The organism is Streptomyces sp. MMS24-W38 (assembly GCF_059889265.1).
On sequence record NZ_JCBCPP010000001.1, the window covers coordinates 5,046,484 to 5,072,795 of the forward strand.

The window sequence follows — 26,312 nt, forward strand, 5'->3', positions numbered from 1 at the left end:
CCGGCTTCGCGCGGAGTGAACATGTGAGGTTCGCGCCGTCGTGGGTACGGCCCCCGGCCCGGTCGGCCCGCCGGGTGCACCGGCCCGGCCGACCGGGCCCGCACCGGCTGTCACACCCGGCTGGCACCATGGGCGTCATGAACATCATGCTGTTTCACTCGACCTACGGCCTGCGGCCCGCGGTGGCCCGGGCCGCGGACCGGCTGCGCGGCGCCGGACACGAGGTGTGGACGCCCGACCTCTTCGAGGGCCGTACGTTCGACACGGTCGAGGAGGGCATGGCCCACCAGGAGTCGATCGGCAGGGACGAGTTGCTGAGACGGGCCGTCCTCGCTGCCGCGCCCTACTCGGAGCGGGGGCTGGTGTACGCCGGTTTCTCCTTCGGCGCCTCGGTCGCCCAGACGCTGGCCCTCGGCGACGGCAAGGCGCGCGGGCTGCTGCTTCTGCACGGCACCTCGGACATCGCGGCGAACGCCGAGGTGGACGACCTCCCGGTGCAGCTGCACGTCGCCGAGCCGGACCCGTTCGAGACCGACGACTGGCTGAGCGCCTGGTACCTGCAGATGGGCCGCGCCGGAGCCGACGTCGAGGTGTACCGGTACGCCGGGGCCGGTCACCTCTACACCGACCCCGACCTGCCGGACCACGACGAGGAGGCCGCCGAGGCCACCTGGCGGGTGGCGCTCGGCTTCCTCGACTCGCTGGAGGACTGATCCGGGGACGTCAGACCGGGGCGTGGGCGCGCTCGATCCGCTGCGTGCCGCTGCGGGTCCGGTACGAGCGGGCCCACGCGGACGTGGCGGCCGGGTCGGTGCGGCCGGACAGCACGTAGTAGTCCATCTGCGCCCGCTCGGCGGTGACGTCCAGCACGCCGTACCCGTGGCGGTCGGTGTCTACCCAGTGGACATGCCGGTTGGTGGTCCTGATCAGCGGTGAGGCGACCGTGGAGACGGTGCCCTCGGGGACCTTGACGATGTCGTCGAGGTTGTCGGAGGTGACCGAGGTGACGACGAACTCGGTGGCCGCCGACGGGGACAGCGGATAGGTGCCCGCGTTCACCGGTACGTCGTTGGCCCACGCCATGTGGATGTCGCCGGTGAGGAAGACCGTGTTGCCGATCGCGTTGGTCCGCAGATGGGCGAGGAGTTCGCGGCGGTCGGCGGTGTAGCCGTCCCACTGGTCGGTGTTGAGGGCGAGGCCCTCCTGCGGCAGGTCCAGCAGCTCGGCGAGCGGCTTCAGCAGACTGGCGGGGAGCGCGCCGAGGGCGAGCGGCGAGATCATCACCGAGGTGCCGACCAGCCGCCAGGTGGTGTCGGACGCCGACAGTCCCGCCTTCAGCCAGTCGAGCTGGGCGCGGCCGGTGAGCGTGCGGTCCGGGTCGTCGACCTCGCTGTCGCCGGACGAGACCTGCTGGGAGCGGAAGGAACGCAGGTCCAGCAGTGAGAGGTCGGCGAGCCTGCCGAAGCGCAGTCGGCGGTAGGTGGTGCCGGCCAGCGCGGGACGCACCGGCATCCACTCGAAGTAGGCCTGCTTGGCCGCGGCCTGACGCGCGGCCCAGGTGCCCTCCGCGCCTTCGGTGTGGTTCTCGGCGCCGCCCGACCAGGCGTCGTTGGCGAACTCGTGGTCGTCCCAGATCGCCACGACCGGCGCCTTGGCGTGCAGCGCCTGGAGGTCGGGGTCGGTCTTGTACGTCGCGTGCCGGACGCGGTAGTCGGCGAGGGTGACGATCTCGTGGGCGGGTGCGTGCGGGCGGACGGTCCTGCCGCGGGTGCCGTACTCGCCGGTGCCGTACTCGTAGATGTAGTCACCGAGGTGCAGCCAGGCGTCCAGGTCGCCGCGGGCCGCGAGATGGCGGTACGCCGAGAAGTGCCCGGCCTCCCAGTTGGAGCAGGAGACCACGCCGAAGCGCAGACCGGTCACCGCGGCGTCGGCGGCCGGGGCGGTGCGGGTGCGGGCGACGGGGGAGTCGGTGCCGCCGGCGGAGAAGCGGAACCAGTAGTCGGTGGCCGGCGCCAGGCCGCGGATGTCGGCCTTGACAGTGTGGTCGGAGGTGGCGGTGGCGCGGGTCGAGCCCTTCGCGACGACGGTGCCGAACGCCTTGTCCAGGGCGACGGTCCAGCTGACCTCGGTGTCCGGGCCGAGGCCGGAGCCGGGTATCGCCTCCGGCACCGGTGTCACCCGCGTCCACAGCAGGACGCCGTCCGGCAGCGGGTCGCCGGAGGCCACCCCGTGCAGGAAGGCGGGGGCCTGGGCGGTGGCGGCGCGGGCGGGCGGCGCGGCGGCGAGCGGCCCCGCCAGGACCGCGCCGGCGGCGGCCGCCTTGACGACCGTACGGCGGCGCGGAGCAAGGGAGTCGGCGTCCGTGGTGGCGGAGACGGTGCTCTCGGATGATCTGTGTCGACTGGTCACAGCCGATCAGGTTACTGACAGGTACACGTGAGAGCGGGCGAACTCGCAAAAGTTCGCCCGCTCTTCAGTGCGGAGTCAGCCGGCCGGGGGTCAGGCCTTGAGGGCCTTGTCGATCGCCTCGGTGAACTCGGGGGCCGTCATGGGCGTGCTCTGCCCGTCGGCCCCGGCGACCTTCTTGCCGTCCATCATCAGCGTCGGGGTGCCCTTGACGTCGCTGTCGTCGAACTTCTTGGACATCTCCAGCGCCCACCTGTCGTAGGTGCCGTTCTCCACGGCCGTCTGGAACTCCTTGTTGTCCTTCAGCTCCTCGACGGAGTTCGCCACCTTGATCAGGTAGGAGTCGTCCTTGAACTTGTCCTGGCTCTCCTCGGGGTGGAACTCGGCCGAGTAGAGCGCGGCCTTGTAGGCGAGGAACGCCTCGGGGCTGACGTTCAGCGCGGCACCCAGGGCGCTCAGGGCGTTCTTGGAGCCCTCGCCGGTCAGGTTGCGGTCCAGGAACGAGGCGCCGATGAACTGGACCTTGTACTTGCCGTCCGCGACGTCCTTCTCGATCGTCTTGCCGACGCCCTGCTCGAACGTGGCGCAGATCGGGCAGCGCGGGTCCTCGTACAGCTCCAGGGTCTTCTTCGCGTCGGCCTTGCCGACGACGACGGTCGTGCCGTTCTCGCCGCTGCTGTTGGCCGGCTTGACGAGCTTGGCGTCCTCCGCGGCCTCCCACGCGCTGGGCTGGTTGGCCTGGACGACGGCGTAGCCGATGCCGCCGGCTATCGCCAGGACACCGACGATCGAGCCGGCGACGATGAGCTGGCGCTTGACCTTGGCCTTCTTGGCCTCGCGCTCGCGCTCGACGCGCAGACGCTCACGGGCCGCCGTCTTCGCCACCTGGCTGTTCCGCTTGCTCATGGTGATGCTCTCCACAGGGGACGCGCACAGTGTGTGCGGGATATGTATGGGGGACTACAGGTGCTCGAACTGCGTGTCGCCGGAGGCGGAGGTCGCCTCAGCCTCGGGCGAGGGCGGCGGAGCACGGCGGTCCGCGTCGTCCCAGGGAGTGCACGAGGAACCGGTCCACGGCCGTGGTGGTCCGGAGGGCCGGGCGATGTGGCCGGCGAGCCTTCGGGGCCCGGCGCACGGTCACCGCGGTGACCGCCAGCAGCAGCGGCCGGAACGTGCTCGCCGCCATCGCGCCCAGCAGCTGGGCCAGCGCACGCTCGCCGCGGTGCAGCCAGGCGGCGGCGAACAGGCCGACGCCGATGTGCGTGCCGAGCAGCAGCCAGGCGGTGGCGGGGCCGGCCTGGGCGAGCAGGCCGACGAACCGGTCACCGCCGTCGGCCGCGGTGCCGGCCACCCGGGCCAGCGGGGTGCCCACACTGCCGCCGTCGCCGCACAGCAGGTCGAAGCCGACCGAGCGCAGCGGACCCGCGACCGGGCCGCCCATCTGTCCGTAACAGAGGTGCTGCCCGGTGGTGAACACGGTGTCGGCGGCCAGCTCCAGCGGGATCAGCAGGGCGGCGATCCGCCCGAAGGAGCCTGCCCGGCCCGCGAGCGCGTAGGCCAGGACGAACACGGCGGCGGCGATCACCGTCACCGTGTTCAGCGGCAGCGGGGCTCCGGACAGCAGCACGTGCGACGCGGCGCTGAGGGTCACGACCATGGTCGTGAACAGCGCCGCGCGCAAGGCTCTGAGCGGGGCCCCGGGTATGTCCATGATGGGAACGAGTGTGTCACGTGCTCCGGTAAGGGATCCCTAAAGGGTGCCTGTGGGCTGTGTCTCCCCGGCGAGCTGTGCCTCCCCGGGCGGGAGGAGGGTCACAGTCCCGGGATCCTGCCGTTGCGGAACAGGTCCAGGAAGATCTGATGGTCACGGCGCGCGCGTGCGCCGTAGGTGTGCGCGAAGTCGACCAGCAGGGGTTCCAGCCCCTCCTCGTCGGCCGCGATCGCCGCGTCGATGGCGCGCTCGGTGGAGAACGGCACCAGGGACTCGCCGGAGGTGTCGTCCGCGGCCGCGTGCATCGTGGCCGTGGCCCGGCCGAGGTCGGCGACGACCTGGGCCATCTCCTCCGGCTCGTCGATGTCGCCCCAGTCCAGGTCCACGGCGTACGGCGAGACCTCGGCGACCAGCTGACCCGCGCCGTCCAGCTCGGTCCAGCCCAGCCACGGGTCGGCGTGCGCCTGCAGGGCGCGCTGGGAGATCACCGTGCGGTGGCCCTCGTGCCGGAAGTAGTCCCGGATCACCTGATCGGTGATGTGCCGGGAGACGGCCGGGGTCTGGGCCTGCTTGATGTAGATCACGACGTCGTTCTCCAGCGCGTCGCTGTGCCCCTCCAGCAGGATGTTGTACGAGGGCAGCCCGGCCGAGCCGATGCCGATGCCGCGGCGGCCCACGACGTCCTTCACGCGGTAGGAGTCCGGGCGGGCCAGCGAGGCGTCCGGCAGCGTCTCCAGATAGCCGTCGAAGGCGGCGAGGACCTTGTAGCGCGTGGCGGCGTCGAGCTCGACCGCGCCGCCGCCGGAGGCGAAGCGGCGCTCGAAGTCACGGATGACGGTCATCGAGTCCAGCAGCCCGAAACGGGTCAGCGAGCGGGCGTCGCGCAGCGCGTCGAGCAGCGGACCCTGCGCGGTGTCCAGCGTGAACGGCGGCACCTCGTCGCTCTTCGCTCCGGTCGCCAGCGCGTGGACGCGCTCCCGGTACGCGGCCGTGTAGATCCGCACCAGCTCGGTGATCTGCTCGTCGCTGAGCGCCTTCGCGTAGCCGATCAGCGCCATGGAGGCGGCGAAGCGCTTGAGGTCCCAGGTGAAGGGACCGACGTAGGCCTCGTCGAAGTCGTTGACGTTGAAGACCAGACGGCCGTTGGAGTCCATGTACGTGCCGAAGTTCTCCGCGTGCAGATCGCCGTGGATCCACACCCGGGACGTCCGGTCGTCCAGATAGGGACCACCACGCTTTTCCGCGTCATGATCATGATAGAAGAGGCACGCCGTACCCCGGTAGAACGCGAACGCCGAGGCCGCCATCTTCCGGAACTTCACGCGGAACGCGGCCGGGTCGGCGGCCAGGAGCTCGCCGAAGGCGGTGTCGAGAACGGCGAGGATCTCCTCGCCGCGGTGCTCGTCGTCGAGCTGCGGGACCGACATCGCTGAGTGCCTCCTGGTACGGGACGTCCGGGGACGGCTGATCCATCCCCTGCCTAACGCGCGGCGCGTCACGGGAGTGCCCGCGCCACTCGCCAGAAGGTACGACGGCGGGGCCCTCGAGTGTCAGTGCCGGAGCATAGACTTCGACGTTGACCACCGGACCGCCCACCTGCCCGTCACCCCACGTTCTCCTTGGAGGCCGCACCGTGCCGAAGTCGCCCTTCACGCACCTGCACGTCCACACCCAGTACTCGCTGCTGGACGGCGCCGCGCGGCTGAAGGACATGTTCGACGCCTGCAACGAGATGGGCATGAGCCACATCGCCATGTCCGACCACGGCAACCTGCACGGTGCGTACGATTTCTTCCACAGTGCGCAGAAGGCCGGAGTCACCCCGATCATCGGGATCGAGGCGTATGTCGCGCCCGAGTCGCGGCGCACCAAGCGCAAGATCCAGTGGGGCCAGCCGCACCAGAAGCGGGACGACGTCTCCGGTTCCGGCGGTTACACCCACAAGACCATCTGGGCGGTCGACAGCACGGGCCTGCACAACCTCTTCCGGCTCTCCTCCGACGCGTACGCCGAGGGCTGGCTGCAGAAGTGGCCCCGGATGGACAAGGAGAGCATCGCCCAGTGGTCCACCGGGCTCGTCGCCTCCACCGGCTGCCCCTCCGGTGAGGTCCAGACCCGGCTGCGCCTCGGCCACTTCGACGAGGCGCTCAAGGCGGCCGCCGACTACCAGGACATCTTCGGCAAGGACCGGTACTTCCTGGAGCTGATGGACCACGGCATCGACATCGAGCACCGGGTCCGCGACGGCCTCCTGGAGATCGGCAAGAAGCTCGGCATCCCGCCCCTGGTCACCAACGACTCGCACTACACGTACGCGCACGAGGCGACCGCCCACGACGCGCTGCTGTGCATCCAGACCGGCAAGAACCTCTCCGACCCCGACCGCTTCAGGTTCGACGGCACCGGCTACTACCTCAAGTCCACCGAGGAGATGTACGCCGTCGACTCCTCCGACGCCTGGCAGCAGGGCTGCGACAACACCAGGCTGATCGCCGAGATGGTCGACACCACGGGCATGTTCGAGAAGCGCGACCTGATGCCCAAGTTCGACATTCCGGAGGGGTACACCGAGGTCAGCTGGTTCCGCGAGGAGACCATGCGCGGCATGGAGCGCCGCTTCCCGGGCGGCATCCCGGACGACCGCATGAAGCAGGTCGAGTACGAGATGGACACCATCATCTCGATGGGCTTCCCCGGTTACTTCCTCGTCGTCGCCGACTTCATCATGTGGGCCAAGAAGCAGGGCATCGCGGTCGGCCCCGGCCGTGGCTCCGCCGCCGGCTCGATCGTCGCCTACGCCCTCGGCATCACCGACCTCGACCCGATCCCGCACGGCCTGATCTTCGAGCGGTTCCTCAACCCCGAGCGCGTCTCCATGCCCGACGTCGACATCGACTTCGACGAGCGCAGGCGCGTCGAAGTGATCCGGTACGTGACGGAGAAGTACGGCGCCGACAAGGTCGCCATGATCGGCACCTACGGCAAGATCAAGGCGAAGAACGCCATCAAGGACTCCGCGCGCGTGCTGGGCTACCCGTACGCCATGGGCGACCGGCTCACCAAGGCCATGCCCGCCGACGTCCTCGGCAAGGGCATCGACCTCGACGGCATCACCAACCCCTCGCACCCGCGGTACAACGAGGCCGGCGAGATCCGCGCGATGTACGAGAACGAGCCGGACGTGAAGAAGGTCATCGACACCGCCAAGGGCGTCGAGGGCCTGGTCCGGCAGATGGGCGTGCACGCGGCCGGCGTGATCATGTCCAGCGAACCCATCGTCGACCACGCCCCGATCTGGGTGCGGCACACCGACGGCGTGACCATCACACAGTGGGACTACCCCCAGTGCGAGTCGCTCGGCCTCCTGAAGATGGACTTCCTGGGCCTGCGCAACCTCACCATCATGGACGACGCCATCAAGATGGTGAAGGCCAACAAGGGCGTCGACCTGGAGATGCTCGCCCTGCCGCTGGACGACCCCAAGACCTTCGAACTGCTCTGCCGCGGTGACACCCTCGGCGTCTTCCAGTTCGACGGCGGCCCGATGCGCTCGCTGCTCCGCCAGATGCAGCCCGACAACTTCGAGGACATCTCCGCCGTCTCGGCCCTCTACCGGCCGGGCCCGATGGGCATGAACTCGCACATCAACTACGCGGAGCGCAAGAACGGCCGTCAGGAGATCACACCGATCCACAAGGAACTGGAGGAGCCGCTCCAGGAGGTGCTGTCGGTCACCTACGGCCTGATCGTCTATCAGGAGCAGGTGCAGAAGGCCGCCCAGATCATCGCGGGCTACTCGCTCGGCGAGGCCGACATCCTCCGCCGCGTGATGGGCAAGAAGAAGCCCGAGGAACTGGCGAAGAACTTCGTCCTCTTCCAGGCGGGCGCCCGCAAGAACGGCTACAGCGACGAGGCGATCCAGGCCCTGTGGGACGTGCTGGTCCCCTTCGCCGGCTACGCGTTCAACAAGGCCCACTCCGCCGCGTACGGCCTGGTGTCGTACTGGACCGGGTACCTCAAGGCGAACTACCCGGCCGAGTACATGGCCGCGCTGCTCACCTCGGTCAAGGACGACAAGGACAAGTCGGCCGTCTACCTCAACGAGTGCCGCCGCATGGGCATCAAGGTGCTCCCACCGAACGTCAACGAGTCCGAGTCGAACTTCGCCGCGCAGGGCGACGACGTGATCCTCTTCGGCCTGTCCGCGGTCCGCAACGTCGGCACCAACGTCGTCGAGTCGATCATCAAGAGCCGCAAGGCCAAGGGGAAGTACACCTCGTTCCCGGACTACCTCGACAAGGTCGAGGCGGTCGTCTGCAACAAGCGGACCACGGAGTCACTGATCAAGGCGGGCGCCTTCGACTCCATGGGGCACACCCGCAAGGGCCTCACCGCCCAGTACGAACCGATGATCGACAACGTGGTCGCGGTCAAGCGCAAGGAGGCCGAGGGACAGTTCGACCTCTTCGGCGGCATGGGCGAGCAGGAGACCAGCGAGCCCGGCTTCGGCCTCGACGTCACCTTCACCGACGACGAGTGGGACAAGACCTACCTGCTCGCGCAGGAGCGGGAGATGCTCGGCCTGTACGTCTCCGACCACCCGCTGTTCGGACTGGAGCACGTCCTGTCCGACAAGGCCGACGCGGGCATCTCCCAGCTCACCGGCGGCGACTTCGGCGACGGCGCGGTGGTCACCATCGGCGGCATCATCTCGGGCCTCCAGCGCAAGATGACCAAGCAGGGCAATGCCTGGGCGATCGCCACCGTGGAGGACCTCGCCGGCTCCCTCGAGTGCATGTTCTTCCCCGCGACCTACCAGCTCGTCTCGACCCAACTCGTCGAGGACGCCGTGGTGTTCGTCAAGGGTCGCCTCGACAAGCGTGAGGACGTGCCGCGCCTGGTCGCCATGGAACTCCAGGTGCCCGACCTGTCCAACGCGGGCACCAACGCGCCCGTCGTGCTCACCATCCCGGCCACCAGGGTCACCCCGCCGATGGTCAGCCGCCTCGGCGAGATCCTCGGCCACCACAAGGGCGACAGCGAGGTCCGCATCAGGCTCCAGGGGCCGACGAAGACGACGGTGCTGCGCCTGGACCGGCACCGCGTCAAGCCGGACCCCGCCCTGTTCGGCGACCTCAAGGTCCTCCTCGGCCCGTCCTGCCTGGCGGGCTAGGGGCCAGTACCCCGAGGGACCTCAGTGCCGGTGCGCGCCGGGGCGGTCGGCCGACATGTGTGAAGAGATGCCCAAGACGTAAGAGGGGGTGCGCCCGGTGACGGGCGCACCCCTCTGCATGTACCCTGCGCGGGGCCCTCAACGGCCCCCACGCGGGTGTCAGTTGTGGCCGAAGCGCTTCTGCCGGCCCTTGCGGGCGACGTCGTCGGGAGTGATCTGCGGGCCGTGCTGCTCGGTCTGCGGCTCCGCAGCGGCCGGCTGGGTCGCCTGCTGGGTGCGCGCGGCCGGCTGCTGCTTCCGTTCACGGTTCTTGTTCTTGGCCATGGTGATGCCTCCTGTGGGGGATCTAGGGGCCAGGGCCGGGACCAGACTCACATAGCCGAATGATGGTCGCATGTCGGACAATTACCGTGTGTGACAGGGTGAGTGGGCGAAGGAAGTGTGGAAACGCCACGCCGAAGATCGAGTTCGGACCGTTAACCCCGGCACGGTCGGGCAGACTCGAAGCAAGCCCGAAGCAAACCTCCCGGAAAGAGGGTGGATCGCGTGGACCGCTGCATCGTCCTGGTGGACGCCGGGTATCTGCTGGGGGCCGCCGCCAGTCTCCTCGCCGGGGAGCCCTCGCGGTCCCGCATCACCGTCGATCACGCCGCTCTCATCCAGGGGCTGCGCGACCGTGCCGAGTCCGACACGAGTCAGCCCCTGCTGCGGATCTACTGGTTCGACGGCGCCCCCGACCGCGTGCCGCAGCCCGAGCACCGCCGGCTGCGGGTGATGCCCAGGGTCACCGTTCGGCTCGGAGCCCTCACCCGCAGTGACGGTCGTTGGGCGCAGAAGGGCGTGGACGCCGCCATGCACGCCGAGTTGACCGAGCTGGCCCGCAACCGCGCCTGTTCCGACATCGTCCTGGTCACCGGTGACGGCGACCTGCTGCCCGGCATGATGGCGGCCAAGGAGCACGGCGTCGCCGTCCACCTGTGGGCCGTACAGGCTGCCGACGGCGACTACAACCAGTCCGAGGACCTGGTCGCCGAGGCCGACGAACGCCGGGTGCTGGACCGCGCGTGGATCACCAAGGCGGTGCGGGCCAAGGACTTCTCCGGGGTGTGCGCCCCGCCGCCCCCCGCCCGTCCCGACATCGCCGCGATCCTCTCCGCCCCGCTGCCGGAGTCCGCGCCGGCCGCCGAGCAGCCCGAGCAGGAACCCCCGCATCCGGTCGGCGCCGGGCACAACGGCACCGGCGAGCGGTCGCCCGCCACCAAAGGCGTACCCACCCCCAAGGACCTGGCGGCCCTCCGCGGCCCCAGTGCCCCGCCCCCCCACCAGCCGCAGTCCGCCACCCTGCGCTGGTCCTCCGACAAGGGCTGGGTCGACCGCTCCGTCACCGAGCCCGGCGACGCCGCCTCGTTGCCGACGCTCGCCCAGCTGACCTCCGCGGAGCAGCGGTGGGCCGACCGCGAGGAGGACATCACCACGGTCGGCGGGGACCCCTTCGAGGTGGGGCAGGTCTTCGCCCGCCGCTGGGTGGACCGGCTCGGGGACCAGAGCGGCATCCAGCGACTGTCCGCCATGTACCCCCGCATCCCGCACCGCGTCGACGGCGAGCTGCTGCGCTACGCCGCCCGCTTCGGCCTGCTCGCCCACAAGGACGACCAGATCGACGAACGTGACCGGTACGCCATCCGCGCGGGCTTCTGGCGCGAGCTGGACCTGCGCACGGGGACGGAGCGAGCCGCGGCCGCGGAGTGACCGAGGGCCCGCCCGGTGTCCGCGCCGCCGCGCGACGGCGGCCCTTCGAGGCGGGTCCGGCGGATGCGGCGGGTTTGTTGTTCTACCGGTGGTTTTGGGGCGGCCGGCCGACCCGGAAGCGGACCCGGGCCGCGGACCCCGTAGTCTCGTCCCTTGTGAGCACGCGCGCGGTACACGCATTCCGGCACGATGGCGACATCGTGTGCGCGGTGCGCGGGCTGACCAAGACGTATCCGGCGGCCCGCGGGCGCCGCGGAGTCCCGGCGACCCCCGAGGTCCGGGCCACCGACGACGTGACGCTCGACGTCCGGCGCGGTGAGATCTTCGGGCTGCTCGGGCCGAACGGGGCCGGCAAGTCCACCCTGGTACGGCAGCTCACCGGTCTGATGCGGCCCGACCACGGCAGCGTGCGGATCCTCGGCCACGACATCGTGCGCCACCCCGAGCGCGCCGCGCGGATCCTCGCCTACCTCGGACAGGAGTCCACCGCGCTCGACGAGCTGACGGTCTCACTCGCCGTCGAGACCACCGCGCGGCTGCGCGGCCTCGACGCGAAGCGGGCTCGTACGGACCGGGACGCCGTCCTCGACGAACTGGGGCTCACCCCGATCGCCGGGCGCCCCCTGAAGAAGCTGTCCGGCGGTCAGCGCCGGCTGGCCTGCTTCGCCACCGCGCTGGTGGGGGAGCGGCCGCTGCTCGTGCTCGACGAACCCACCTCCGGGATGGACCCGGTGGCGCGGCGCGCCGTGTGGTCCGCCGTCGACCGGCGCCGGGTCGAGCACGGCACCACCGTGCTGCTGGTCACCCACAACGTCATCGAGGCCGAGACCGTCCTCGACCGGGTCGCCGTCCTCGACCGGGGCCGGGTGATCGCCTGCGACAGCCCGGCCGGGCTGAAGGAGCGGGTCGCGGGCGAGGTACGGGTCGACCTGGTGTGGCGCGAGGCGGCCCCGCTGCACGTGCCCGAGGTGGCCGCGCTCGTGGACCGCGCCGTCGAGTCGGGCCGCCGCTGGACGCTGCGGCTCGCGCCCGAGGAGGCCCGTACGGTCGTCGCCACCGTCACCGGCGGCGCCGCCTTCGCCGCGCTGGACGACTTCACGCTCGCCACGCCCAGTCTGGAGGACGTGTACCTGGCGCTGGGCGGTGCCGTGCGGCAGGGACTGGTGAAGGCGTGAGCGACGGCGGGGCGCTGAGCGCACCGGGCGCCGTATCCGTACGGAACAGGGCGACTGCCGGAGTGGGTGCGAGTGGATCTCCGGCCGAACCTCCGGGGGAACCTCCGTTGGAATGGGAAGGGGAGCAGCGCGACGTGAGTGTCGTACCCGCCGATGTCCTGCCGGGCGGTGCCCTGGCCGCGGAGGAGGCCGTGTCGGAGCCGGCCGCACTCGGGCCGCGGGCGCGCCTGTGGCCCTCACTGGCGGCCGTGTACCGGGCGCAGCTGTCCCGGGCGCGGGTGGCGCGGATCCCGCTGCTGTTCGTGGCGACCTTCCAGTCCGTCGGGATCATGATCCTGATGCGCGGGGTCGTGGACGGCGGCGGTGAGGCGCGGGCGGTGGTCGCCGGATCGTCCGTCCTGGTCGTCGCCTTCGTCGCGCTCAACCTGCTCGCGCAGTACTTCGGGCAGCTGCGGGCCGGCGGCGGCCTCGACCACTACGCGACCCTGCCCGTCCCGCCGGCGGCGGTGGTGCTGGGGGCCGCCGGCGCCTACGCCTCGTTCACCGTGCCGGGGACCGTGGTGACCGCGGCCTTCGGATGTGTGCTGTTCGGGCTGCCGCTGACGCATCTGTGGGTGCTGGCCGCGGTGATCCCGCTCTCGGGAGCCGCGCTCGCCGGGCTGGGGGCCGCGCTGGGGCTGCTCGCGCCGCGGGCCGAGTTCGCCACGCTCCTCGGCCAGCTGGGCATGTCGGCGGCACTGCTGCTGGGCGTGCTGCCGGCGGAGCGGATGCCGGAGGCGGTACGCCTGGCCCGGGATCTGCTGCCGTCGACGTACGGCGTCGAGGCCCTCGCGCGGACCTTCGCGCCGCATCCCGACTGGGCCCTGGTCCTGGGCGATCTCGCCGTGTGCGGGGTGGTCGGTGTGCTCTCGCTGGCCGTGGCGACCTGGGCGTACCGCAGGGCCGCTGTCCGGTGACGCGCCGCACAGCCGGGCCTGGCACGATGTCAGGGTGAGCGCACCTCTGACACCACCACCGCCTCCGCATGAACGTTTCCCGCACGGCGGGTGGCAGCCGCCGTCCGCCGGCCAGGTGGCCGCAGCGTCCGCGGACGGGTCCGCCGGCCCCGGCCATACCGGGTCCGCCGGGTCCACCAATCACGGTGGCCACACCGGCTACGGCTGGTACGAACAGGACGGCCCCGGGATGAGGACGGAACTGCGCGAGGCCGCCGTGACCGCGGTGGCGGTGGCGCTCGGCGGGGTGCTGCTCGGCGTGCTGTGGTGGTGGCTGGCGCCGCGCGTGCCGCTGACGGGCGACGTCGTGGGCGACAACTGGGTCGTCTACCTCAAGGACACCGAGGGTGAGCAGGCCATCGGGGTGGACGGGACGTTCACACTGCTCGCCCTGGGGCTCGGCGCGGTGAGCGCGCTCGCCGTGTTCCTGGTGCGGCGGCGCGGGGGCGTGCCGCTGGTGGTGGCGCTCGGGGTCGGCGGGCTGCTCGGGTCGTTGCTGGCGTGGCGGCTCGGGGTGTGGCTCGGGCCCGCGCAGGACGTCGTCGCCCACGCGAAGGACGTGGGCAAAGGGGTGACGTTCGACGCGCCGCTGAAGCTGAACGCCAAAGGAGCGCTGCTGGCCTGGCCGCTCGCCGGTCTGGTCGTCCACCTGGGCCTGACCGCGCTCTTCGGCCCCCGCGACCCCGACCCCTTCCCGCCGGTGGACCCCTACGTCCCACAGCGGCCGGACGGCGGCGCCCCGGGGGCGTAGTGCCCCGACAGGCAACGTTCGCCCCGTCGCGACGTCCGGCACGCGCCTCCGAGTTCTCGGCTTCTCCTCCGAGTTCTCGGCTCCTCTCCCGAGTTCTCGGCTCCGCTCGAACAGGGGGACCCCCATGAGCAGGGGGCACCCCCATGACGTCGCTCCTTGACGGGCGGACGTCGCCTGCCGGGGCACTGGCTCCCCGGTGGGCCGGGGCGGGGCGTGCGGGGGTTCGGTTCAGGCGGGGCGCCTGCCGTGGTTCGCGCGGCCTTTTCTGGTGCGCCACTTGCGTTTGCGGGTGCTCTTTGGCATGCCCCGCCCCACCTCTTCTGACCAACCGAAGAGGTGGGGCTCGTCGAGGGCTCAGACACGCCCGATCGGGGCGAGTACCGCCGCGGTCAGCTCGGCCAGGTCGCCCGGGGCGAGTTCGACCTCCAGGCCGCGGCGACCGGCCGAGACACAGATCGTCTCGTGCAGGCCGACCGAGTCGTCCAGCACCGTACGGAGCCTCTTGCGCTGTCCCAGGGGCGAGATGCCGCCGCGGACGTAGCCCGTGGTGCGTTCCGCCAGGGCGGGGTCGGCCATCGCGGCCCGCTTGCCGCCGACCGCCGCCGCCAGGCCCTTCAGGTCCAGCTGCCCCGCCACCGGGACCACCGCCACCGTCAGCGCGCCGTCGACGTCCGCCACCAGTGTCTTGAAGACGCGGTCCGGGGAGACGCCCATCGCCTCGGCCGCCTCCTCGCCATAGGACGGGTGCGCGGGGTCGTGGTCGTAGGAGTGGACCGTGAACGGCACCCCCGCCGCGGTGAGTGCCACCGTCGCGGGCGTACCGCCCGGCTGCTGCTTCTTGGACTTCTTTGCCATTCCTGCCCCTGCCCCTGCCCCTGCCGCTGCCTCTGTTGCCTCAGTTGAGATTCGTCGGTCCGCGGGTCAGTTCCGCCGCGGGCAACGACGGCAGGTGGCGGATGATGGCCGTCTCCGTGCGAAGGAGCCTCAGCTCGTCGCGGAGCCGGGACGCCGTGTCCGGTGCCTGCAGCAGACGCTGCTTCGTCGGTGTGTCGAGCATCATCGCGGCGGCGACCAGATACGACACCACCCCCGGCTCGTCCGGCAGTTCCGCGCCGGTCGCCAGCGATCGCTCCCGCGCCCCCGCCAGCCGCTTCTGGTACTGGCGGAACGCCCGCAGCACCCCCTCCGCGAGCGCCCCCGCCTCTTCGCCGGGCTCCTCGGCCACCGGTTCCAGCTCGGCCGTCAGGAACGGCCCGGAGGCGTCGACCGACAGCAGGCGCACCCGGGTCGTCCCCGTCGCCAGCACCTCGAAGGTGCCGTCGGACCGCTCCCGGATCGTGGCCGCGTCGGCCACACAGCCCACCTTGTGGAAGGCCCGCAGCGGGTCCGGACCGAAGCCCGCCGCCGGGCCCCGCTCGGGTACGGCCGTCGGGTCGGGCATGCCGGGGGCGCTCGGGGCGACCTCGTGGCCGTCGCGGATCGTCACGACGACGAACCGGCGCGGCTCGTCCTCGGGAGTCTTCAGAAGCTCGCGCATCATGGCGCGATAGCGCTCCTCGAAGATGTTGAGCGGAAGCACGAGCCCCGGGAACAGCACCGAGTTCAGGGGGAAGAGTGGGAGCCGGACGGTGGTCACGACGCAAAAGCCTAATGGTCGCCGAAGCGGACCCGGCCGCCACGTTCACTCCGTGGATGCCCGGAGCCCGGTGTGAAGGCGCCGGAGGGGGTGGCGGCGGGACCGGCGGCCACCGCCGCGTACACGTCCCGGCGCACCTCCAGGAACCGGCCGAGGGGATCGTCCGTGTCCCGGTCCCAGGGCGAGGAGGTGGCGTACGGGCCGGTGAGGCGCAGTTGCTCCAGGGCGTCCGGCCATCGCTCCAGGCGCAGGAGGACGTAGACCAGCAGGTTGCGCAGCTCGGCCGACCGGGGGTGGGACGCCGGGAGCCGGGCGGACAGGGACGCGGCGCGGTCGGCCGCCGCCTCGAGCCGGGCGCGCGGCACCTCGGGACCGCAGCCGTCGGTGAGGTAACCGAAGGCCGCCCGCAGCGGCAGCGCCTGCGTGAGCGAGCCCTCCGGCGCGTCCTGCGCGGCCTGGTCGGCGAAGTCGAAGCACTCGCGGTGCGCGCCGTGCCAGGAGGACACCAGGTAGCGCAGGGCCGCCACATGGCAGCCGTAGTGGTGTGGGGCGCGGCGGACCGCCGCCTCCCACAGTTCCTGGAAGTACCGGTGTCCGGCGCGTGCGCCGCGGGCGTGGTCCAGGGCTAGCCGCCACGGCACGGGGTCGCGGTGGTCGGCCAGGGCGGCTGCCGTGATCAGCGGGCTCACCTCGCGCAGCGCTTCGGCACGGGCCGGTGAGTCCCAGGCGCGGTGCACCGCCCGCTGGGCGTCCACGAGCAGCCCGTCGGGGTCGTGCGGGTCGAGGGCACGCCAGGTGTCCAGCCACTCGGGGCGCGAGAGCGCGAAGGCCGCGAGCTTCCGCACCTTCTGGTCGCGGTGCTCCCAGGCCCCTCTGTGCCGGGTGGCGGCGAGTAGTTCGGCGGCGGGCGTGGGATCGCCGGCGGCGGCCCCGACCAGTGCCGGACCCAGCTCCTCGTCGGGCGCGTCGAGGAGCACCTCGTCGTCGGCGGGCAGCGCAGGGGTGATGGGCGAGACGGTGCCCGTTTTTCCTCGCACCCGGGACGCGCGGGTGAACGCATACAGCAGAGCCATGGTGTCGACCATTGAAAGACCGCAGGTCACAGCAGCGCCAGAGCCTTCACGGAAGTCGCGGAAAGTTGTACGTCAACCGGTCAAGGCCGGGTAAAAAGCCCCGGGCTCGCCGGGACTGCCGGAGTCGCGGGAAGTGCTGTCGGGACTGGGCCGGTCAGATGCGGTCAGAGGCGGCGCAGGGTTCGGGTGGCCCCCGCCGCCACCGTGGTGGCGAGGATCCAGCCCAGCAGGATGAACGCCGCCGCGAGCCACTGCCAGCCGCCGCGCAGCCGCCAGAACCCCACCTGACCCAGGTCGATCACCGGCAGCAGCAGGTCCAGGGCGAAAAGGGCGGGATTCCACGTCGGATGCTCGCCGTCCTTGATGGGCGGATGGTGCGCGTGTGCGAACGCCAGTGAGCCACCCGCCCACAGCACCGCCATCCACACCGCGGCCCGCCCCGGCCGGTAGCCGTAGGCGACCGTCCAGTCCTGCGCGTAGCCCCACAGCTTGGCCGCCACCGGCAGGCTCTCGCGGCGCCTGCGCTGCTTGGCGAGCAGCACCTCGCGGGCGTCCTCGTCCTCGCCGCCCGCCCGCAGCACGGCGGCCAGCCGCTCGTACGGCTCCGGGGTGTACTCGGCGCTCGCCGCGGCCACCCACTCCAGCCGCTCCGCCAGCGAGAACGGCCCGCGCGGCACGAGGGTCTCGTAGGCGAAGCCGCCCATGTGCAGCCGACCGGGCCCCGGCCAGCTGTCCGCCCGGTCCACCAGATTGACCACCCGCGCTCCCGACAGCGTCACCCGCCCGCGGGCCGGCCGTTCCCCGAGGAACCGCAGCTCCGGCGTCTGCACCCGGCGCAGCGACAGCTCCTGGTCGTCGGTCAGGGTGAACCGGGCCCGCTCGAAGTCGACCGCGTCCCCGAACCGCCCGTCGTCCAGCCGCACCCCGCCCCGGCACTCGAACCGCTGTATCCGCGTACCGCGCGCCGGTGTCATCCCGCTCCTCGCCTGGGAACCGACCCCGGCGGGCGTCAGATACAGCGACCGCTGGACGGTCAGCTGGGGCGCGTTCAGCGCGAGCCGGGCGGACGGATTGTCCAGCAGGGCCCCGCGCAGACTCAGCGAGACACCTATCTGCGCGGTCCGCAGGCTCAGTTCGCCGTGCGACTCCAGCAGCTCGGCCTGGAGGTCCTGGCCGACGGTCATGCCGTCCGCGGCGATCGAGCGGCCGCTGCGGTCGCGGTGCACGATCGCCTGGTTGAGCAGCAGATCCGTACCGATCTGGGCGTCGGTCAGCCGTATGCCGCCCGGGAACCGGCAGCGCGGCAGATGCAGATCGCCCTCCGTCTGCAGCCGGGCCGCCTCCAGACGCGGCACCGAGCAGTCCACCAGCCGCATCGTGGTGAACCGGGCCTCCGGCAGCAGCACGTCCCGCTCGAAGCGGCAGTCGCGCATCTCGACGTACGGCGCCACCGTGCCGCCCGCGAGGTCCAGCACACCGCTGATCCGCACTCCGACCAGCTTCAGTGAGGAGACCCGCCCGGCCAGCGGGGGCGGTCCGTCCAGCAGGAGCCAGCACACGACGCGGGCCCGCACGGTCCGCTCGGGCCCCCACGGGTGCCCTCCGTGCGGATCGTCGACGACGCCGTCCCCGCTGCTCAGGTCATACACGCTGCCGTTGCGGAAGGCCTGCCACATGCCCGCCTCCACGGCGGTCAGGTCGTCCGGCGGCTCCCCGGCGCGCGGCCCCGCCCCCTCGGTCACGTCCTTCACCCTTTCTCGAGTATTTCCTCGGGTGTCTCCTCGGATCTCTCCTCGGACTCTTTCCTCGGATACTTGCGAGTTCGTCTCTTCGCACAACTCGTACAACAGGTCATGCCCACCGGGTGACCTTTCGAACACAGAAAGTAAAGAGGATCTTTCCGGTGTGCACAGTGCGTCACCGCGGGGGGTTCGTATCAGCCACTGGAACGCTCGCACGGTGTCCGGCGCGGGTCTGAGAGAATTGACCCCGTGCTGCAAGATTCCTTCCTGGCCCGAATCGATCTGCGCGGCGACGCCCTCCCCGAGGGCCCCGCCCTGCGCGCCCTGCTGCCCCGAGCCGACTTCGACGTCGCGGCCGCCCTGGAGAAGGTGCGGCCCATCTGCGAGGACGTGCATCATCGGGGCGACGCGGCGCTGATCGACTTCGCCGAGCGGTTCGACGGCGTGCGTCTGGAGTCCGTCCGGGTACCGGCGCGGGCCCTCGCCGACGCGCTGGAACAGCTGGACCCTGCCGTGCGCGCGGCCCTCGAGGAGTCCATCCGCCGCGCCCGCCTCGTCCACCGCGCACAGCGCCGCACCACCCACACCACCCAGGTCGTGCCCGGCGGCACGGTCACCGAGAAGTGGGTGCCCGTCGACCGCGTGGGCCTGTACGCGCCCGGCGGCCGGTCCGTCTACCCGTCCTCCGTGATCATGAACGCCGTCCCGGCCCAGGAGGCCGGCGTCGAGTCGATCGCGCTGGCCTCGCCGGCCCAGAAGGAGTTCGGCGGCCTGCCGCACCCGACGATCCTCGCCGCGTGCGCGCTGCTCGGCGTCGACGAGGTGTACGCCGCGGGCGGTGCCACCGCCGTCGCGATGTTCGCCCATGGCACCGAGTCCTGCCCGCCCGCCACCATGGTCACCGGCCCCGGCAACATCTGGGTCGCCGCCGCCAAGCGCTACTTCACCGGCAAGATCGGCATCGACGCCGAGGCCGGCCCGACCGAGATCGCGATCCTCGCCGACGCCACGGCCGACCCGGTGCACGTCGCCTCCGACCTGATCAGCCAGGCCGAGCACGACCCGCTGGCCGCCGCCGTCCTCGTCACCGACTCCGCGGACCTCGCGGACGCGGTGGAGAAGGAACTGGAGCCGCAGGTCAAGGCCACCAAGCACATCGAGGACCGGATCGTCCCGGCGCTCGCCGGCCGGCAGTCCGCGATCGTGCTGGTCGACGGCCTCGACGAGGGCCTGCGCGTGGTCGACGCCTACGGCGCCGAGCACCTGGAGATCCAGACCGCCGACGCCGCCGCGCTCGCCGACCGGGTGCGCAACGCCGGCGCGATCTTCGTCGGCCCCTGGTCCCCCGTCTCCTTGGGCGACTACGCGGCCGGCTCCAACCACGTCCTGCCCACCGGCGGCTGCGCCTGCCACTCCTCGGGCCTGTCCGTCCAGTCCTTCCTGCGCGGCATCCACATCGTCGACTACACCGAGGACGCGCTGGCCGACGTCGCGCACCACGTGGTCACGCTGGCCGAGGCGGAGGACCTGCCCGCGCACGGCGCGGCGATCAAGGCGAGGTTCGGCTGGAAGGTGCCCGAGAGCAAGTGAACGAAACGAACGTCACCATCGACGACCTCCCCGTACGGGACGAGCTGCGCGGCAAGTCCCCCTACGGCGCGCCCCAACTGGACGTCCCCGTACGGCTGAACACCAACGAGAACCCCTACCCGCTGCCCGAGCCGCTCGTCGAGCGGATCGCCGAGCGGGTCCGCGAGGCCGCCCGGCACCTCAACCGCTACCCCGACCGGGACGCGGTCGAGCTGCGCACCAGGCTGGCCGAGTACCTGACGAAGACCGGCTCGCACCCCGTCGACGTCCAGAACGTCTGGGCGGCCAACGGCTCCAACGAGGTCATCCAGCAACTGCTGCAGACCTTTGGCGGGCCCGGCCGCAGGGCGATCGGCTTCGAGCCGTCGTACTCGATGCACGGGCTCATCGCGCGCGGCACCGGCACCGAATGGATCTCCGGCCCCCGGGGCGACGACTTCGCCGTCGACGTGCCCGCCGCCGAGAAGGCGATCGCCGAGCACCGCCCGGACGTCGTCTTCGTCACCACCCCCAACAACCCCACCGGCAACGCGGTCCCGGCCGAGACGGTCCTCGCGCTGTACGAGGCCGCCCAGGCGGCCAAGCCGTCGATGGTGGTCGTGGACGAGGCGTACGTCGAGTTCAGCCACGGCGAATCGCTGCTGCCACTGCTCGAGGGACGCCCGAACCTCGTCGTCTCCCGCACCATGTCGAAGGCGTTCGGCGCGGCGGGCCTGCGTCTGGGCTACCTCGCCGCGCATCCGGCGGTCGTGGACGCCGTGCAGCTCGTCCGGCTGCCCTACCACCTGTCGGCGATCACCCAGGCGACCGCGCTGGCCGCCCTGGAGCACACCGACACGCTGCTGAAGTACGTCGAGCAGCTGAAGCGGGAGCGGGACCGGCTGGTCACCGAACTGCGCGGCCTCGGCTACGACGTGACCGCGTCCGACGCGAACTTCGTCCAGTTCGGCACGTTCGCGGACGCCCACGTGGTCTGGCAGAAGATCCTCGACCGGGGCGTCCTGGTCCGGGACAACGGCGTACCGGGACGGCTGCGGGTCACCGCGGGCACCCCGGCCGAGAACGACGCGTTCCTCGACGCGGTCCGTGAACTGGTCAGTTACGTGGGGGCCACCCCCACACCCCCTAAGGAGCAGAGCGCATGAGCCGCGTAGGACGCGTGCAGCGGACGACGAAGGAGACGTCGGTCCTCGTCGAGATCGACCTCGACGGCACCGGAAAGACGGAGATCTCCACCGGGGTCGGCTTCTACGACCACATGCTCGACCAGATCGGCCGGCACGGTCTGTTCGACCTGACCGTGAAGACCGAGGGCGACCTGCACATCGACTCCCACCACACCATCGAGGACACCGCCCTCGCCCTCGGTGCCGCCTTCAAGCAGGCGCTCGGCGACAAGACGGGCATCTACCGCTTCGGCAACTGCACGGTCCCCCTGGACGAGTCCCTCGCCCAGGTCACCGTCGACCTGTCCGGCCGCCCCTACCTCGTGCACACCGAGCCCGAGAAGATGGCGCCGATGATCGGCGAGTACGACACCACGATGACCCGGCACATCCTGGAGTCCTTCGTCGCCCAGGCCCAGGTCGCCCTGCACGTGCACGTGCCCTACGGGCGCAACGCGCACCACATCGTGGAGTGCCAGTTCAAGGCGCTGGCCCGAGCCCTGCGGTACGCGTCCGAACGCGACCCCCGCGCGGCGGGCATCCTGCCCTCCACGAAGGGCGCCCTGTAAGCATGAACGGCCTGTCCACCGCCCTGATCGTCGTCGGCCTGTTCTTCGTCGGCGGGGTCGTCTCGTTCATCAGGCAGAAGATGCCCAGGAGTGTCGTCGTGGTGCTCGCGATCGGCGCCGCGATGTGTCTGACCGCCGGCGTCCTCAGGCTGGAGGTGTGACCGTGAGCGCCACCAAGCGGGTCGTGGTCTTCGACTACGGCTTCGGCAACGTCCGCTCCGCCGAACGCGCCCTCGCACGTGCGGGCGCCGACGTGGAGATCACCCGCGACTTCGACACGGCGATGAACGCCGACGGCCTGCTCGTCCCCGGTGTCGGCGCCTTCGCCGCCTGCATGAAGGGCCTCAGGGAGGCCAGGGGCGACTGGATCATCGACCGTCGGCTGTCCGGCGGCCGGCCCGTGATGGGCATCTGCGTCGGCATGCAGATCCTGTTCGCGCGGGGCATCGAGCACGGCGTCGAGACCGAGGGCATGGACGAGTGGCCCGGCTCGGTCGAGCCGCTGCGGGCCGACATCGTGCCCCACATGGGCTGGAACACCGTGGACGTGCCGGCCGGCTCCGAGCTGTTCGCCGGCCTGGACGCGGACGCCCGCTTCTACTTCGTGCACTCCTACGCCGTCCACGACTGGACCCTCCCGGCGGACAACCCGGTGATGCGGGCGCCGACGGTCACCTGGTCCACGCACGGCAAACCGTTCGTCGCCGCGGTGGAGAACGGTGCCCTGTGGGCGACGCAGTTCCACCCCGAGAAGTCCGGCGACGCCGGCGCCCAGCTCCTCACCAACTGGATCGGAACCCTGTAGCGACATGGCCAAGCTCGAACTCCTCCCCGCCGTCGACGTCCGCGACGGCCAGGCCGTCCGCCTCGTGCACGGCGAGTCCGGCACCGAGACCTCCTACGGATCCCCCCTGGAGGCCGCGCTCGCCTGGCAGCGCTCGGGTGCCGAGTGGCTGCACCTGGTCGACCTGGACGCCGCGTTCGGCACCGGCGACAACCGCGAGCTGATCGCCGAGGTCGCCCGCGCCATGGACATCAAGGTGGAACTGTCCGGCGGCATCCGCGACGACGCCTCCCTGGCCGCCGCCCTGGCCACCGGCTGCACCCGCGTGAACCTCGGCACCGCCGCCCTGGAGACCCCCGACTGGGTCGCCAAGGTCATCGCCGAGCACGGCGACAAGATCGCCGTCGGCCTCGACGTGCGCGGCACCACCCTCCGCGGACGCGGCTGGACCCGGGACGGCGGCGACCTCTACGAGACGCTGGAGCGCCTCAACAAGGAGGGCTGCGCGCGGTACGTCGTCACCGACATCGCCAAGGACGGCACCCTCCAGGGCCCGAACCTGGAGCTGCTGAAGAACGTCTGCGCCGCCACCGACCGCCCCGTGGTGGCCTCCGGCGGTGTGTCCTCGCTGGACGACCTGCGGGCCATCGCCGAACTCGTCCCGCTCGGCGTCGAGGGCTCCATCGTGGGCAAGGCCCTGTACGCGAAGGCGTTCACCCTGGAAGAGGCCCTGGAGGCCACATCGTGAAGAAGGACGCGGTGCGATGACGGCCGAAGCCGTACGGCGCGTGCGGGGCGAGAGCCCCTGGGAGGACTCCTTCGGCTGCGCACGCGCCGTCGCGGCGGGCGACCGCGTCCTGGTGGGCGGCACCACCGCGTTCAAGGGCGACGTGCTGTACGGGGAGGGCGACCCGTACGAACAGGCCAGGGTCGCCTTCGGCACCGCCCTGGAGGCGATCGCCGAGTTCGGGCTCGGCGTCGACTCCGTGATCCGCACGCGCGTGCACATCGCGCACTCGCGGGACATCGACGCGGTGGGCCGCGCCCACAAAGAGCTGTTCGACCCGGTGCGCCCGGTGACCAGCCTCCTGGTGGTGGAGGGCTTCATGGACTCGCGCGTACTGGTGTCGGTCGAAGTGGAAGCATTCCGAGGACACCAGAGACACTCGGCGGACATAGAGGAGCACGGTTCATGACCCTGGCGGTCCGAGTCATCCCCTGCCTGGACGTGGACGGCGGCCGGGTCGTCAAGGGCGTCAACTTCCAGAACCTGCGGGACGCGGGCGACCCCGTCGAGATGGCCAAGGTGTACGACACCGAGGGCGCCGACGAACTGACGTTCCTGGACATCACCGCCTCGTCGGGCAACCGCGAGACGACCTACGACGTGGTGCGCCGCACCGCCGAGCAGGTGTTCATCCCGCTGACCGTGGGCGGCGGCGTCCGCACCGTAGAGGACGTGGACAAGCTGCTGCGGGCGGGCGCCGACAAGGTCGGCGTCAACACCGCGGCGATCGCCCGCCCGGACCTCATCCGGGAGATCGCCGAACGCTTCGGGCGCCAGGTCCTCGTCCTGTCGGTCGACGCCCGCCGCACCGGGTCCACCGAGTCCGGTGAGTCCGGCGGTTCCTTCGAGGTCACCACGCACGGCGGCCGCCGGGGCACCGGCATCGACGCCGTGGAGTGGGCGCACCGGGCCGCGGAGCTGGGCGCGGGCGAGATCCTGCTCAACTCCATGGACGCGGACGGCACCAAGGACGGCTACGACCTGGAGATGATCGCCGCCGTCCGCAAGCACGTCACCGTCCCGGTGATCGCCTCGGGCGGCGCCGGCCGGCTCACCGACTTCCCGCCCGCGGTCGCCGCGGGCGCCGACGCGGTCCTCGCCGCCTCGGTGTTCCACTTCGGCGACCTGCGCATCGGCCAGGTGAAGCAGACCCTGCGGGAAGCGGGCCACCCGGTCCGGTGACACCCCGCCCCGTACGGCGGTCGGCCCGGCCCTCTCGAGAGGGCCGGGCCGACCGCCGTACGGGGCGGACGCATGCGCCGCCGGCGCTCAGTCCTTGGGCTGGGAGAGCTGGATCAGGTTGCCCACCGTGTCGTCCAGGAGGGCGGTGATCACCGGGCCCTGCTCCTGCGGCTCCTGCACGAAGATCACGCCCTCGCCGCGCAGCCGCTCGTACTCCGCGCGGAGGTCCGCCACGGAGAACACCATGGCGGGCAGGCCCGCCTCACGCACCGCCCTGCGGTACGGCTCCGCGATGGGCCCCTGGCCGGGCTCCAGCAGCAGCTCCAGGTCCCGCTGGGCGCCCTCGGGAGCCCCGACCGTGATGAACAGCGTGCCGCCGCCCAGGTCCATCCGGGTACGGGTCTCGAAGCCGAGCACATCGGTGTAGAACGCGTGCGCCTTCGCGACGTCGTCGACATACACGCTGGTCATGGCGACCTTGATCATGGGACTTCTTCTTCCGATCTCTCAGGTGCCTCAGATCTACCAGATCTCCGGGGGAACGAAGTCTCAGATCCCGAGCTGCTTGGACTCGTTCAGCTTCGTGATCGCGTCCGCGTCGCCCTCCAGCTCGACCTTGGCGGCGCCGTGCCGCCCGTAGGCGAACAGCACCAGCTCCGACGGCTCGCCGGTCACCGTGACCACGGGTGTGCCGCGGTGGGCCACCGCGGTCTGGCCGTCCGGACGGCGCAGCACCAGGCCCGTGGGGACGCCGCGGCCCATCAGCCGGGCGCTGCGCTCCAGCCGGGACCACAGGGCGTCCTGGAACACCGGGTCCAGCTCACGTGGCGTCCAGTCGGGCTGGGCGCGGCGCAGGTCCTCCGTATGGACGTAGAACTCGACGATGTTCGACAGCTCGTCGACCTGCTTGAGGTTGAAGGGCGAGAAGCGCGGCGGGCCGGTACGGATCAGCTGGATCAGCTCCTCGTACGGCTTGGCGGTGAACTCCGCCATCACCCGCTCCAGACGCGGCGCGAGCTGCTTGACCAGGATGCCGCCGGCGGCGTCGGGGCGGCGCTCGCGCACCACCACGTGCGCGGCGAGATCACGGGCGCGCCAGCCCTCGCAGAGAGTGGGGGCCTCCGGGCCCGCCGTCTCCAGCAGGTCGGCCAGGAGAAGTCGTTCACGCTTGGCATGGGTCGACATGGGGTCAGCCTACGGTGACCCGCCCGGTCCGCCCACCCGTCACCCGACCACCACCCCCCAACGAGGCGCACAGCGCCGCCCCTTCTTCGGCCCGTCACCCGACCACCACCCCCCAACGAGGCGCACAGCGCCGCCCCTTCTTCGGCCCGTCACCCGACCACCACCCCCTTTCCAGTCGGTGGACGGGACCCGGGCGCGCCCGTCCCGCGCGGCACAATGGTTCCCATGACCAGTACGTCCCGGCCCGGCCGCCTCGACCCGCGGATCGCCGCACGGCTCAAGCGCAGCCCCGACGGCCTCCTGCCCGCCATCGCCCAGCAGTACGACACCCAGGAGGTGCTGATGCTGGGCTGGATGGACGACGAGGCGCTGCACCGCACGCTGACCACCGGCCGCTGCACCTACTGGTCGCGCAGCCGCCAGGAGTACTGGGTCAAGGGGGACACCTCCGGACACGTCCAGCACGTGAAGTCCGTCGCTCTGGACTGCGACGCCGACACCCTCCTGGTCAAGGTCGACCAGGTCGGCGCCGCCTGCCACACCGGCGCCCGCACCTGCTTCGACGACGACGTGCTGCTCACCGACACCCGCCCGGACGGCGCCGGTGCCGGCGTGCCCGTCTCGGATCAGTAGGGTCG

26 protein-coding genes are annotated in these 26,312 nt (G+C 71.4%); 15 read left to right on the forward strand and 11 right to left on the reverse strand.

Annotation, left to right across the window (positions count from 1 at the left end; all coding sequences use genetic code 11):
- Positions 1–137: 137 nt before the first annotated feature.
- A complete protein-coding gene (locus AC6F7H_RS21935; RefSeq protein ID WP_109380649.1) occupies positions 138–713 on the forward strand; it encodes a dienelactone hydrolase family protein in 576 nt (191 codons plus the stop codon).
- A 10-nt stretch (positions 714–723) separates the two neighbouring features.
- Here AC6F7H_RS21935 and AC6F7H_RS21940 read toward each other — a convergent pair whose 3' ends face one another.
- From AC6F7H_RS21940 to AC6F7H_RS21955, 4 genes are all read right to left on the reverse strand, one after another.
- The gene (locus tag AC6F7H_RS21940) at positions 724–2,409 is read right to left on the reverse strand and encodes an alkaline phosphatase D family protein (protein WP_500758620.1); all 1,686 of its coding nucleotides are present in this window, start codon (positions 2,407–2,409) and stop codon (positions 724–726) included.
- 90 nt (positions 2,410–2,499) lie between these two features.
- Positions 2,500–3,312: a DsbA family protein gene (locus AC6F7H_RS21945; protein ID WP_500758621.1), complete on the reverse strand. Its 813-nt coding sequence runs from the start codon at positions 3,310–3,312 to the stop codon at positions 2,500–2,502.
- A 97-nt stretch (positions 3,313–3,409) separates the two neighbouring features.
- Entirely contained in the window at positions 3,410–4,117 is a 708-nt protein-coding gene (locus tag AC6F7H_RS21950; RefSeq protein ID WP_500758622.1) for a hypothetical protein, read from the reverse strand.
- A 101-nt stretch (positions 4,118–4,218) separates the two neighbouring features.
- Positions 4,219–5,544, reverse strand: a complete 1,326-nt coding sequence (locus tag AC6F7H_RS21955; protein WP_500758623.1) for a DUF2252 domain-containing protein — start codon at positions 5,542–5,544, stop codon at positions 4,219–4,221.
- Between the two features lie 206 nt (positions 5,545–5,750).
- Between AC6F7H_RS21955 and dnaE the strand changes: the two genes are divergently transcribed.
- Entirely contained in the window at positions 5,751–9,290 is a 3,540-nt protein-coding gene (gene dnaE, locus AC6F7H_RS21960; RefSeq protein WP_500758624.1) for a DNA polymerase III subunit alpha, read from the forward strand.
- Between the two features lie 159 nt (positions 9,291–9,449).
- On the opposite strand, the gene AC6F7H_RS21965 is transcribed toward dnaE, so the two are convergent.
- On the reverse strand, positions 9,450–9,614 hold the full coding sequence (locus AC6F7H_RS21965) for a hypothetical protein (protein ID WP_500758625.1): 165 nt from the start codon (positions 9,612–9,614) through the stop codon (positions 9,450–9,452).
- Between the two features lie 222 nt (positions 9,615–9,836).
- On the opposite strand from AC6F7H_RS21965, the gene AC6F7H_RS21970 reads away from it, so the two are divergent.
- From AC6F7H_RS21970 to AC6F7H_RS21985, 4 genes are all read left to right on the forward strand, one after another.
- On the forward strand, positions 9,837–11,039 hold the full coding sequence (locus AC6F7H_RS21970) for an NYN domain-containing protein (RefSeq protein WP_500758626.1): 1,203 nt from the start codon (positions 9,837–9,839) through the stop codon (positions 11,037–11,039).
- Positions 11,040–11,239: 200 nt separating this feature from the next.
- Entirely contained in the window at positions 11,240–12,214 is a 975-nt protein-coding gene (locus AC6F7H_RS21975; protein WP_109380650.1) for an ABC transporter ATP-binding protein, read from the forward strand.
- Between the two features lie 134 nt (positions 12,215–12,348).
- Positions 12,349–13,170 carry an ABC transporter permease gene (locus AC6F7H_RS21980; RefSeq protein ID WP_500758627.1) on the forward strand — a complete coding sequence of 274 codons (822 nt, stop codon included), beginning with the start codon at positions 12,349–12,351 and terminating at the stop codon, positions 13,168–13,170.
- A 34-nt stretch (positions 13,171–13,204) separates the two neighbouring features.
- Positions 13,205–13,960, forward strand: a complete 756-nt coding sequence (locus AC6F7H_RS21985; RefSeq protein WP_500758628.1) for an AAA family ATPase — start codon at positions 13,205–13,207, stop codon at positions 13,958–13,960.
- Positions 13,961–14,314: 354 nt separating this feature from the next.
- Here the strand turns inward: AC6F7H_RS21985 and ybaK are convergent, their stop codons facing one another.
- The 4 genes from ybaK to AC6F7H_RS22005 form a co-directional block, all read right to left on the reverse strand.
- Positions 14,315–14,815: a Cys-tRNA(Pro) deacylase gene (ybaK, locus tag AC6F7H_RS21990; protein ID WP_500758629.1), complete on the reverse strand. Its 501-nt coding sequence runs from the start codon at positions 14,813–14,815 to the stop codon at positions 14,315–14,317.
- Positions 14,816–14,855: 40 nt separating this feature from the next.
- Positions 14,856–15,596: an LON peptidase substrate-binding domain-containing protein gene (locus tag AC6F7H_RS21995; protein ID WP_500758630.1), complete on the reverse strand. Its 741-nt coding sequence runs from the start codon at positions 15,594–15,596 to the stop codon at positions 14,856–14,858.
- Positions 15,597–15,607: 11 nt separating this feature from the next.
- On the reverse strand, positions 15,608–16,681 hold the full coding sequence (locus AC6F7H_RS22000; RefSeq protein ID WP_500758631.1) for a hypothetical protein: 1,074 nt from the start codon (positions 16,679–16,681) through the stop codon (positions 15,608–15,610).
- Positions 16,682–16,833: 152 nt separating this feature from the next.
- Positions 16,834–18,411, reverse strand: a complete 1,578-nt coding sequence (locus AC6F7H_RS22005) for an oxidoreductase (protein WP_500758632.1) — start codon at positions 18,409–18,411, stop codon at positions 16,834–16,836.
- Between the two features lie 249 nt (positions 18,412–18,660).
- Here AC6F7H_RS22005 and hisD point away from each other — a divergent pair, with 249 nt between their 5' ends.
- The 8 genes from hisD to hisF are packed head-to-tail and all read left to right on the forward strand — an operon-like array spanning position 18,661 to position 24,489.
- Entirely contained in the window at positions 18,661–20,001 is a 1,341-nt protein-coding gene (gene hisD / locus AC6F7H_RS22010; RefSeq protein WP_307825179.1) for a histidinol dehydrogenase, read from the forward strand.
- Complete coding sequence (locus AC6F7H_RS22015; protein ID WP_500758633.1) at positions 19,998–21,146, forward strand: histidinol-phosphate transaminase; 1,149 nt, start codon at positions 19,998–20,000, stop codon at positions 21,144–21,146. Before hisD ends, AC6F7H_RS22015 begins: the two co-directional genes overlap by 4 nt.
- The gene (gene hisB / locus AC6F7H_RS22020) at positions 21,143–21,736 is read left to right on the forward strand and encodes an imidazoleglycerol-phosphate dehydratase HisB (protein WP_109380568.1); all 594 of its coding nucleotides are present in this window, start codon (positions 21,143–21,145) and stop codon (positions 21,734–21,736) included. Before AC6F7H_RS22015 ends, hisB begins: the two co-directional genes overlap by 4 nt.
- Before the next feature lie 2 nt (positions 21,737–21,738).
- On the forward strand, positions 21,739–21,897 hold the full coding sequence (locus tag AC6F7H_RS22025) for a CG2302 family histidine operon protein (RefSeq protein WP_500758634.1): 159 nt from the start codon (positions 21,739–21,741) through the stop codon (positions 21,895–21,897).
- 2 nt (positions 21,898–21,899) lie between these two features.
- Positions 21,900–22,541, forward strand: coding sequence for an imidazole glycerol phosphate synthase subunit HisH (gene hisH / locus AC6F7H_RS22030; protein WP_202280713.1), 642 nt, complete (start codon positions 21,900–21,902; stop codon positions 22,539–22,541).
- A 4-nt stretch (positions 22,542–22,545) separates the two neighbouring features.
- Positions 22,546–23,268: a bifunctional 1-(5-phosphoribosyl)-5-((5-phosphoribosylamino)methylideneamino)imidazole-4-carboxamide isomerase/phosphoribosylanthranilate isomerase PriA gene (gene priA, locus AC6F7H_RS22035; RefSeq protein ID WP_500758635.1), complete on the forward strand. Its 723-nt coding sequence runs from the start codon at positions 22,546–22,548 to the stop codon at positions 23,266–23,268.
- 16 nt (positions 23,269–23,284) lie between these two features.
- The gene (locus AC6F7H_RS22040) at positions 23,285–23,716 is read left to right on the forward strand and encodes a Rid family hydrolase (RefSeq protein WP_109380571.1); all 432 of its coding nucleotides are present in this window, start codon (positions 23,285–23,287) and stop codon (positions 23,714–23,716) included.
- Entirely contained in the window at positions 23,713–24,489 is a 777-nt protein-coding gene (gene hisF / locus AC6F7H_RS22045) for an imidazole glycerol phosphate synthase subunit HisF (RefSeq protein ID WP_109380572.1), read from the forward strand. Before AC6F7H_RS22040 ends, hisF begins: the two co-directional genes overlap by 4 nt.
- An 87-nt stretch (positions 24,490–24,576) precedes the next feature.
- Here hisF and AC6F7H_RS22050 read toward each other — a convergent pair whose 3' ends face one another.
- Together AC6F7H_RS22050 and AC6F7H_RS22055 are read right to left on the reverse strand one after the other, a co-directional pair.
- Complete coding sequence (locus AC6F7H_RS22050) at positions 24,577–24,975, reverse strand: VOC family protein (RefSeq protein ID WP_363036000.1); 399 nt, start codon at positions 24,973–24,975, stop codon at positions 24,577–24,579.
- 63 nt (positions 24,976–25,038) lie between these two features.
- Positions 25,039–25,674 (reverse strand): TIGR03085 family metal-binding protein, encoded by a 636-nt coding sequence (locus AC6F7H_RS22055; RefSeq protein WP_500758636.1) that lies wholly within the window; start codon positions 25,672–25,674, stop codon positions 25,039–25,041.
- 225 nt (positions 25,675–25,899) lie between these two features.
- Between AC6F7H_RS22055 and hisI the strand changes: the two genes are divergently transcribed.
- Entirely contained in the window at positions 25,900–26,307 is a 408-nt protein-coding gene (gene hisI / locus AC6F7H_RS22060; RefSeq protein WP_500758637.1) for a phosphoribosyl-AMP cyclohydrolase, read from the forward strand.
- Positions 26,308–26,312 lie beyond the last annotated feature (5 nt).

Coding starts and splice junctions, on each gene's coding strand:
- AC6F7H_RS22025 (WP_500758634.1), top strand. CDS start 21,739: ATGAACGGCCTGTCCACCGCCCTGATCGTCGTCGGCCTGTTCTTCGTC.
- AC6F7H_RS21950 (WP_500758622.1), bottom strand. CDS start 4,117: ATGGACATACCCGGGGCCCCGCTCAGAGCCTTGCGCGCGGCGCTGTTC.
- hisF (WP_109380572.1), top strand. CDS start 23,713: ATGACCCTGGCGGTCCGAGTCATCCCCTGCCTGGACGTGGACGGCGGC.
- priA (WP_500758635.1), top strand. CDS start 22,546: ATGGCCAAGCTCGAACTCCTCCCCGCCGTCGACGTCCGCGACGGCCAG.
- AC6F7H_RS21965 (WP_500758625.1), bottom strand. CDS start 9,614: ATGGCCAAGAACAAGAACCGTGAACGGAAGCAGCAGCCGGCCGCGCGC.
- hisI (WP_500758637.1), top strand. CDS start 25,900: ATGACCAGTACGTCCCGGCCCGGCCGCCTCGACCCGCGGATCGCCGCA.
- ybaK (WP_500758629.1), bottom strand. CDS start 14,815: ATGGCAAAGAAGTCCAAGAAGCAGCAGCCGGGCGGTACGCCCGCGACG.
- hisB (WP_109380568.1), top strand. CDS start 21,143: ATGAGCCGCGTAGGACGCGTGCAGCGGACGACGAAGGAGACGTCGGTC.
- AC6F7H_RS21935 (WP_109380649.1), top strand. CDS start 138: ATGAACATCATGCTGTTTCACTCGACCTACGGCCTGCGGCCCGCGGTG.
- AC6F7H_RS22050 (WP_363036000.1), bottom strand. CDS start 24,975: ATGATCAAGGTCGCCATGACCAGCGTGTATGTCGACGACGTCGCGAAG.
- AC6F7H_RS21955 (WP_500758623.1), bottom strand. CDS start 5,544: ATGTCGGTCCCGCAGCTCGACGACGAGCACCGCGGCGAGGAGATCCTC.
- AC6F7H_RS22055 (WP_500758636.1), bottom strand. CDS start 25,674: ATGTCGACCCATGCCAAGCGTGAACGACTTCTCCTGGCCGACCTGCTG.
- AC6F7H_RS22000 (WP_500758631.1), bottom strand. CDS start 16,681: ATGGTCGACACCATGGCTCTGCTGTATGCGTTCACCCGCGCGTCCCGG.
- AC6F7H_RS22040 (WP_109380571.1), top strand. CDS start 23,285: ATGACGGCCGAAGCCGTACGGCGCGTGCGGGGCGAGAGCCCCTGGGAG.
- AC6F7H_RS21945 (WP_500758621.1), bottom strand. CDS start 3,312: ATGAGCAAGCGGAACAGCCAGGTGGCGAAGACGGCGGCCCGTGAGCGT.